General features: G+C 74.4%; 2 protein-coding genes. Both read left to right on the top strand.

The window, feature by feature from the left end; translation table 11 throughout:
* Positions 1–6,449: type I polyketide synthase (locus CCN39_RS27275; protein ID WP_167455191.1), on the top strand; the 6,449-nt coding region annotated here is incomplete at its 5' end.
* A gap of 68 nt (positions 6,450–6,517) precedes the next feature.
* Positions 6,518–9,704: type I polyketide synthase (locus tag CCN39_RS27280; protein WP_434781123.1), on the top strand; the 3,187-nt coding region annotated here is incomplete at its 3' end.

Below are 9,704 nucleotides of genomic sequence, written 5' to 3' on the forward strand. Positions count from 1 at the left end.
CCGCCGTCGAGCTGCGCAACGGGCTGGCCGCCGAAACCGGGCTGGCGCTGCCTTCGACGCTCGTGTTCGACCACCCGACCCCGGCGGACCTGACCGATCGCCTGCTGGCGGAGATCTTCGGCGGCGAAACCCCGGACCGGCCCGCGGCGGTGGCCGCCGTCGACGACGACCCGATCGCGATCGTCGCGATGAGCTGCCGCTACCCGGGTGGGGTCCGCTCGCCGGAAGACCTCTGGCGCCTGGTCGGCGCAGGCGGTGACGGCATCGCCGCGTTCCCCGCCGACCGCGGCTGGGACGTCGGCGCCCTCTACGACCCGGACCCGGGCAAGAGCGGCCGCAGCTACGCCCGCGAGGGCGGCTTCCTCGACGGCGTGGGCGAGTTCGACGCCGGGTTCTTCGGCATCTCGCCCCGCGAAGCCCTCGCGATGGACCCGCAGCAGCGGCTGCTGCTGGAGACGTCGTGGGAGCTGTTCGAGCGCGCGGGCATCGACCCGCACGCGCTGCGTGGCACGAAGACCGGGGTGTTCGCCGGCACCAACGGCCAGGACTACGTCACCCTGCTCGGCGCGTCCTCCGGTGTCGAAGGCCACCTGCTGACCGGGAACACCACCAGCGTCATCGCCGGGCGCGTCTCCTACACTTTCGGGCTGGAAGGGCCGTCGGTCGCGGTCGACACCGCGTGTTCGTCGTCGCTGGTCGCGCTGCACCTGGCCTGCCAGTCGCTGCGCCAGGGCGAGTCCACGATGGCCGTCGCCGGCGGGGTCACCGTCATGTCGACCCCGGGCGCGTTCGTCGAGTTCAGCAGGCAGCGCGGGCTGGCACCCGACGGCCGGTGCAAGCCGTTCGCCGAGGCGGCCGACGGCACCGGCTGGGCCGAGGGCGCGGGCCTGCTGCTGCTGGAACGGCTGTCGGACGCGCGGCGCAACGGCCACGAAGTCCTGGCGCTCGTCCGCGGTTCGGCGGTCAACTCCGACGGCGCGTCGAACGGCCTGACCGCCCCGAACGGTCCTTCACAGCAGCGGGTGATCCGCGCGGCACTGGCGAACGCCGGACTCGAGCCGTCCGATGTGGACGTCGTCGAGGCGCACGGCACCGGGACGACCCTGGGCGACCCGATCGAGGCGCAGGCGGTACTGGCGACCTACGGCCAGGACCGCGGGACACCGCTGTGGCTCGGTTCGGTGAAGTCGAACATCGGCCACACGCAGGCCGCCGCCGGAGCCGCCGGGATCATCAAGATGGTCATGGCCATGCGCCACGGCGTGCTGCCGAAGTCCCTGCACGTCGACGCGCCGACGTCCCACGTGGACTGGTCGGCGGGTGCGGTCGAGCTGCTGACCGAGGCTCGCGAATGGCCGGCCGACCGGCCACGCCGGGCCGGGATCTCCTCCTTCGGCATCTCCGGGACCAACGCGCACGCCATCATCGAACAGGCCGAACCCGCTCCGGTCGCGGCCGCGCACGACGGCACGGGGTTGGTGCCGTGGCCGATCTCGGGCCGGTCCGTCGCAGCGCTGCGCGCCCAGGCCGAGCAGTTGTCCGAAGTGGACGGTTCGCCGGTCGACGTCGGGTTCTCCCTCGCCACCGGCCGGGCCGCCCTGGACCACCGGGCCGTCGTGCTCGGGACGACGGCCGAGGACTTCCGGGCGGGACTGGCGGCGCTCGCCGGTGGCACCCCCGCGCCCGAGGTCGTCCAAGGCGAGGCCGCCACCGGACCGCTGGCCGTGCTGTTCACCGGGCAGGGCGCCCAGCGTGCTGGGATGGGCCGGGAGCTCTACCACCGCTTCGCCGGCTACGCCGACGCGTTCGACGAAGCCTGCGCCCACCTCGACCCGCACCTGGAACACTCCCTGCGCGACCTCGTCTTCGCCGAACCGGGCACCGGGAAGGCCGCGCTGCTGGACCGGACCGCCTACACCCAGCCGGCGCTGTTCGCCGTCGAGCTGGCCCTGTTCCGGCTGGCCGAGAGCTGGGGCGTGCGGCCGGACCACCTCGCCGGCCACTCGATCGGCGAGCTGGTCGCGGCGCACGTCGCCGGGGTTCTTCCGCTGGCCGACGCCGCCGAGCTGGTCGCCGCCCGCGGCCGTCTGATGGAAGCCCTGCCGGAGGGCGGGGCGATGGTTTCGCTGCGCGCGGGCGAGGAAGCCGTGGCCGCCGAGGTGGCCAAGACCGGCGGCCGGGCCGGCATCGCGGCGGTCAACGGGCCCGGCTCGGTCGTCGTCTCCGGTGACGAAGACGTCGTGCTGGAGCTGGCCGCCGGGTTCGCCGCGGCGGGCGTGCGGACCAAGCGGCTCAAGGTGAGCCACGCGTTCCACTCCCCGCGGGTGGACGCGATGCTCGACGACTTCGCCGCGGTCGCGCGGCGGCTGACCTACCACCCGGCCGACCGGGCCGTGGTGTCCACGGTGACCGGGCGGCTCGCCGGCCCCGAACTGTCCACACCGGACTACTGGGTGCGGCAGGTGCGGGCGTCGGTCCGGTTCGCCGACGCCGTCGCCACCCTGGCCGGCCAGGGCGTCCGGACGTTCCTCGAGGCCGGGCCGGACGCGGTGCTCAGCGCCATGGCCGCCGACTGCCTCGGCGAGGACGTCGTGACCGTGCCGCTGCTGCGCCGCGACCGGCCCGAGGAACGCACGTTCGCCATCGCGCTGGCCGGCCTGTGGGTCCGCGGCGTCCCGGTCGACCTCGCGGCGGCGTTCACCGGCGCCCGCCGCGTGCCGCTGCCGACGTACGCCTTCCAGCACCGCCGCTACTGGCCCGAGGTGTCCGCCGGGGCCGGGGACGTCGGCGCGGCCGGGCTCACCGACGCGGCGCACCCGCTGCTGGCCGCCACGCTGCCGCTGGCCGGCGGCGACGGGGTCGTCCTCACCGGACGGCTGTCCCTCGCGACGCAGCCGTGGCTCGCCGACCACGCCGTACTCGGGACCGTGCTGCTGCCCGGCACCGCGTTCGTGGAGCTGGCGATCCGGGCCGGTGACCAGGCCGGCTGCCCGGTGGTGGCGGAACTGACCCTCGCCGCGCCGCTCGTGCTGCGCGAGCGGGACGCCGTCGCGATCCAGGTGTCGGTCGGCGGCCCGGACGACGACGGCCGTCGCGAGCTGACCATCCACTCGCGACCGGAGGGCCGCGTCGACTGGACCGCGCACGCCGCGGGCGTCCTCGCGCCGGCGGCCCAGGCGCCACCGGCCACGCTGGCCGAGTGGCCGCCCGCCGGAGCGGAACCCGTCGACGTGACCGGCTTCTACGACACCCTCGCGGCGTCCGGGTTCGGCTACGGCCCGGCCTTCCGCGGCCTGCGCGCGGCCTGGCGCCTCGGCGAGGAGATCTACGCCGAGGTCGCGCTGCCGGAGCAGCAGGCGGGTGCGTTCGGGCTGCACCCGGCCCTCCTGGACGCCACACTGCACGCGCTGGGCCTGCGCGACGGCGGGACCGGCCCGCGGTTGCCGTTCGCCTGGACCGGCGTCACCCTGCACGCCACCGGTGCCACCGCGCTGCGGGTCCGCCTGCGGCCGGGCGCCGGGGACGCGGTGGCCGTCGACGTCGCCGACCCGAGCGGCGCCCCGGTCGCCTCGGTGGACGCGCTCGTGCTGCGTCCGGTCTCGGCCGACCGGCTGCGTGGCCCGGAGGGCGGCGATGCGCTGTTCCAGGTCGAGTGGACGCCGATTCCCGTACCGGAGACTTCGGGTGGCAGGTACGCGGTCATCGGCCCGGACCCGCTCGGCCTGGCGGCCGGGCTCGCCTCCGCGGGCACCGTCGAGTCCTGGGTGGACCTTGCGGAACTGAGCCGCCGTACCGAAGAGAGCGGCGAAGAACCGCAGTACGTGTTCTCCGCGATCCGCCACTCGGCCCAGCCGCGCGAACGGGCCGCCTTCGCCCTCGAGCTGGTCCGGGAATGGCTGGCCGACGAGCGGTTCACCACCGCCCGGCTGGTCCTGGTGACCCGCGGCGCGGTCGGCGCGGCCGACGGCGACCGCGTCCCCGACCTCACCGCCGCCCCGGTGTGGGGCCTGCTGCGGTCGGCGCAGTTCGAGAACCCCGGCCGGCTGGTCCTGGTCGACCTCGACGACGAAGACCCGCGGTCGGCGGCGCTGCTCGGCGCGGTCGCCTCCGGGGAACCGCAGCTCGCGCTGCGGGACGGCCGCGCGCTGGCCGCCCGGCTCGTGCGCGCCGGCTCCGGCACCCTGCTCCAGCCGCCCGCCGAGGGCGACTGGCGGCTCGACAGCACCGGCCGCGGCACCCTGCAGAACCTCGCGCTCGTCCCGAACCCGCTGCCGGAGACCCTCGAACCGGGCACGGTCCGGGTGGCCATCCGCGCCGCCGGGATGAACTTCCGCGACGTCCTCATCGGCCTCGGCATGTACCCGGGCGAGCCGCTCATGGGCATCGAAGGCGCCGGCGTCGTCCTCGAATGCGGCGAAGGCGTCACCGGGCTGGCCCCCGGCGACAAGGTGATGGGCTTCTTCCCCGGCTCCTTCGGCCCGCGTTCGGTCGCCGACCAGCGGATGCTGGCGAAGATTCCCGACGGCTGGTCGTTCAGCGAAGCGGCGTCGGTCCCCATCGTCTTCCTCACCGCCTACTACGGCCTGGTCGATCTGGCCGGGCTGCGGGCCGGGGAGTCCGTGCTGGTGCACGCGGGCGCCGGGGGCGTCGGCATGGCCGCCATCCAGCTGGCCCGCCACCTCGGCGCCGAGGTCTACGCCACCGCGAGCCCCGGCAAGTGGGATGTTTTGCGCGCCTCCGGGCTCGACGACGCGCACCTGGCTTCGTCGCGCACGACCGGGTTCGCGGAACTGTTCCGCGAGGCCAGTGGCGGCCGGGGGGTCGACGTCGTGCTCAACGCGCTGACCCACGAGTTCGTCGACGCCTCCTTCGCGCTGATGCCGCGCGGCGGGCGGTTCCTCGAAATGGGCAAGGCCGACGTGCGCGACACCGGCGCCGTCGCCGCCGCCCACCCGGGCGTCCGGTACCAGGCGTTCGACCTGGTCGAAGCGGGGCCGGACCGCATCAGGGAGCTGTTCACCGAGGTCCTCGCGCTGTTCGAGGCGGGCGCGCTGACCCCGCTGCCGGTGCGGACCTGGGACGTGCGGCGTGCGCCCGAGGCGTTCCGGTTCGTCAGCCAGGCCAAGCACGTCGGCAAGGTCGTGCTGACCATGCCGCCGTCCTTCGGCGACGGCACGGTGCTGATCACCGGCGGCACCGGTGCGCTGGGCGGCCTGGTCGCCCGGCGGCTGGTCACCGGGCACGGCGTCCGCGATCTGGTGCTGCTGAGCCGGCGCGGGCCGGCCGCCCCCGGCGCGGCCGAGCTGGCCGAGGGACTGCGGGAGCTCGGCGCGGCCGTCCGGATCGTGGCCGCCGACGCCGCCGACCGCCGGGAGCTGGCCGCCGTGCTCGCCGCGATCCCGGCGCTCACCGGCGTGGTGCACGCGGCCGGTGTCCTCGACGACGGCGTCGTCGCGGCCCTGACGCCCGAGCGGCTGAACGCGGTGCTGCGGCCGAAGGTCGACGCGGCCCTGAACCTGCACGAGCTCACCCGGGACCTCGGTCTCTCGGCGTTCGTGTCGTTCTCCTCGGCGGCGGCCACGCTGGGCAGTCCCGGCCAGGGCAACTACGCCGCGGCGAACGCCTTCCTCGACGCGCTGGCGCAGCACCGCGCGGCCCGGGGACTCCCGGCCGGCTCGCTGGGCTGGGGGCCGTGGGCCACCGACGGCATGCTCCGCGAAGCCGACCTCGCGAAACTGGCGCGGTCCGCCTTCGTCCCGTTCACCGCCGAACGCGGGCTGGACCTGTTCGACGTCGCGGCCGCCCGGCCGGAACCGGCGCTGCTGCCGCTGCAACTCGACCAGGCCGCGCTGGCCGCGCAGTCCGAGCTGCCGCCGCTGTTCGCGTCGCTGGTGCGGGCGCCGGCCCGCCGGGCCGCTTCGGCGGCTGTGGCGGTTACGGCGGGCGAAGGCCCTTCGCTGGCCGAGCGGCTGGCGGGCGTGCCCGAGGCCGAGCGCGGCGAATTCCTGCTCGACGTCGTGCGCGGGCACGTCGCCACGGTGCTGGGCCACGGCTCGGCCGCCGACGTCGAAGGCGGCCGCGGCTTCCTCGACCTGGGCTTCGATTCGCTGACCGCGGTGGAGCTGCGCAACCGGCTCACCGCCGAGAGCGGGCTGCGGCTGCCGGCCACGCTGATCTTCGACCACCCGTCGCCCGCCGACCTGGCCGCGCACCTGCTGGCCGGGCTCACACCTGACGACGCCGCCGTCGACACGGAGGCCGCGGTGCTGGCGGAGCTCGAGCGGCTGCTGGAACAGGCCGGGGACAGCCGCCGGGTCACCGCGCGGCTGGAGACGTTGCTCGCGCGCCGCCGGGACGTTTCCGAGGACTCCGGTGGCGACACCGAACTCGACTCCGCGAGCGACGACGAAATCTTCGACCTGATCGACAACGAACTCGGACTGTCCTGAATGGACGGCACGCGACGGGATGGGGCCTGATGGACAACGACGCGAAGCTCCGGGAGTACCTGAAGAAGGTGACCGCGGACCTCCGGCGCGCCCGCAAGCGCGTCCAGGAGGTCGAGGACGCCGGGTCCGCCCCGGTCGCGATCGTCGGAATGGCCTGCCGCTTTCCCGGCGGCGTCCGCTCGCCCGAGGACCTGTGGCGGCTCGTGGACTCCGGTGGCGACGGGATGTCCGGGTTCCCCGCCGACCGCGGCTGGCCGGACGCCCACGACGCGGGTTTCGTCGCCGAAGGCGGCTTCGTGCACGACGCGGGCCAGTTCGACGCGGGCTTCTTCGGCATCTCGCCCCGCGAAGCGCTGGCCATGGACCCACAGCAACGGCTGCTGCTGGAGACGTCGTGGGAAGCCCTCGAACGCGCCGGGATCGTGCCGGAGACGCTGCGCGGCAGCCGTTCGGCGGTGTTCGTCGGCGCGGCGTCCCAGGGCTACGGGACCGGCGCGGGGGAGGAGGCCGAGTCGGTTGCCGGGCACCTGATGACCGGCACCGCCACCAGCGTCCTGTCCGGCCGGATCTCCTACACCCTCGGCCTGGAAGGTCCGTCGGTCACCGTCGACACGGCCTGTTCGTCGTCGCTGGTGGCGCTGCACCTGGCGGTGCAGTCGCTGCGGCGCGGGGAGTCCGATCTGGCGCTGGCGGGCGGCGCGGCGGTGATGGTCAACCCGGACATGTTCACCGAGATGAGCCGCCAGGGCGGGCTGTCCGGAAACGGCCGCTGCAAGGCGTTCGCCGACGGTGCCGACGGCACCGGCTGGGGCGAGGGCGTGGGCATGCTGCTGGTCGAGCGGCTGGCCGACGCGCAGCGCCTCGGCCACCCGGTGCTGGCGGTGGTCCGCGGGTCGGCGGTGAACCAGGACGGCGCGAGCAGTGGGCTCTCGGCGCCGAACGGCCCGTCCCAGCAGCGCGTGATCCGGGACGCCCTGGCCGACGCCCGCTTGTCCACTGTGGACGTCGACCTGGTCGAGGCGCACGGAACCGGCACGGCGCTGGGCGACCCGATCGAGGCGCAGGCATTGCTGGCGACGTACGGCCAGGACCGGCCGGCGCCGCTGTGGCTGGGTTCGGTGAAGTCGAACATCGGGCACACGCAGGCCGCGGCGGGCGTCAGCGGCGTGATCAAGCTCGTGCTGGCCCTGCGGAACCGCCGGATGCCGCCGACCCTGCACGCCGGGACACCGTCGACGAAGATCGACTGGACCGCGGGTGCGGTAGAGCTGCTCCAGGAGGGCCGGGAGTGGACCGCCGACCGGCCGCGGCGGGGTGCGGTGTCCTCGTTCGGCATCTCGGGCACCAACGCGCACGTCATCCTGGAGGAGGCCGCGTCGGCGCCCTCTTCCGCGGGCGGTTCCTCCGGTTTGGTGCCGTGGGTGCTGTCGGCCAAGTCCGCGGAAGCCCTGCGCTCGCAGGCCGCTCGACTGTCTCTTGTGGACGCTTCACCTGGTGACGTCGCGTTTTCGCTGGCGACGACCCGATCGGCCTTCGCGCACCGCGCCGTCGTCGTCGGAGCGGACCGGGAGCGTCTCCGTTCCGGGGTGCGTGCCCTGGCCGACGGAACGCCCGCGCCCCACGTCGTTTCGGGGGTGGCCGGGAGCGGCAAGGTCGCGATGGTCTTCCCCGGGCAGGGGGCACAGTGGACCGGGATGGCGGCGGAACTCCTGGCCACTTCACCGGTTTTCGCCGCTCGGTACACCGAGTGTTCGCGGGCACTCGAACCGTACACCGGCTTCTCGCTGCTCGACTCGGCCGAACCGGACCGCGTCGACGTCGTGCAGCCGGCGCTGTTCGCGATGATGGTGTCCCTGGCCGAGCTGTGGGCCGCCCACGGCGTGCGTCCGGACGCGGTGATCGGCCACTCCCAGGGCGAGATCGCCGCGGCGGTGGTGTCCGGTGCGTTGTCCCTTGAGGACGGTGCCCGCGTTGTCGCCCTGCGCAGCAAGGCCATCCTGGCTTTGTCGGGCGCAGGCGGGATGGTCTCCGTGGCCGCGTCGCGCGAGCGGACGGCGTCCCTCGTGGCGCCGTGGGGTGACCGGATCGGTATCGCCGCGGTGAACGGCCCGTCCGCAACGGTCGTTTCGGGCGAGCCCGGCGCACTCGACGAGTTCATGGCGGCGTGCGAGGTGCGGACGCGCCGGATTCCGGTGGACTACGCGTCGCACTCGGTCCAGGTGGAGCAGTTGCGCGACGAACTCCTGGAGGTCCTCGAGCCGATCGCCCCGCGCGCGGCCGATATCGGGTTCTTCTCGACCGTGACCGGGGAATGGATCGACGGCACCGCCCTCGACGCCGAGTACTGGTACACCAACCTGCGGGAGCCGGTGCGGCTCGAGGAAGCCGTTCGTGCTCTGGCGGATCAGGGATACCGGACGTTCGTGGAGGCGTCTCCGCATCCGGTGCTGGTGATGCCGATCGGGCAGACCGTGGAAGGAATCGTCACCCTCGGTTCCTTGCGCCGCGGCGAAGGCGGTCTGGAGCGCTTCGCGCTGTCGATGGCGGAAGCGCACGTGAACGGCGTGAAGGTCGACTGGACGCCGTACTTCGCCGGAGCCGCGCGGGTCGATCTGCCCACTTACGCGTTCCAGCAGCGGCACTACTGGCTGAAGCCCGAGGCTCCGGCCCCGGCGGTGGCGGATCCGGGATTCTGGGAGGCGGTCGACAGCGGATCCCTCGCGGAAACGCTCGGCGTCGATCCCGAGGCTCCGCTCAGCGAGCTGCTGCCCGCCTTGAGCGACTGGCGCCGGACGGCTCGTGACAGGTCCACGGTGGACTCCTGGCGGTACGACATCCGCTGGCGCCCGGCACCGGAGCCGGTGGGGGCGCCGTCCGGACGCTGGCTCGCCGTGGTCGCCCCCGGCCAGGAATCGTCTCTTGTGGACTTCCTGGACGCCGAGATCGTGCCGGTGACCGGCGACCGCGAGAGCTTGGCCGCGCGGCTGCGCGAGGCCGGGCCGGTGGCGGGCGTGGTGTCGTTGCTGGGCTTCGACGAGCGGCCGCACCCGCAGTTCCCCGAGCTGCCATCCGGCGTGGCGGGGACACTGGTACTGGCCCAAGCCCTCGGCGACGCGGGAATCGAGGCACCGCTGTGGCTGCTGACCTCGGGCGCGGTGGCGACGGACTCGCCCTCGCCCGCACAGGCACAGATCTGGGGCCTGGGCCGCGTGATCGGCTTGGAACACCCCGCACGCTGGGGCGGCTTGATCGACC

The sequence above is a fragment of the Amycolatopsis kentuckyensis genome, from assembly GCF_002155975.1.
Lineage (GTDB): Bacteria > Actinomycetota > Actinomycetes > Mycobacteriales > Pseudonocardiaceae > Amycolatopsis > Amycolatopsis kentuckyensis.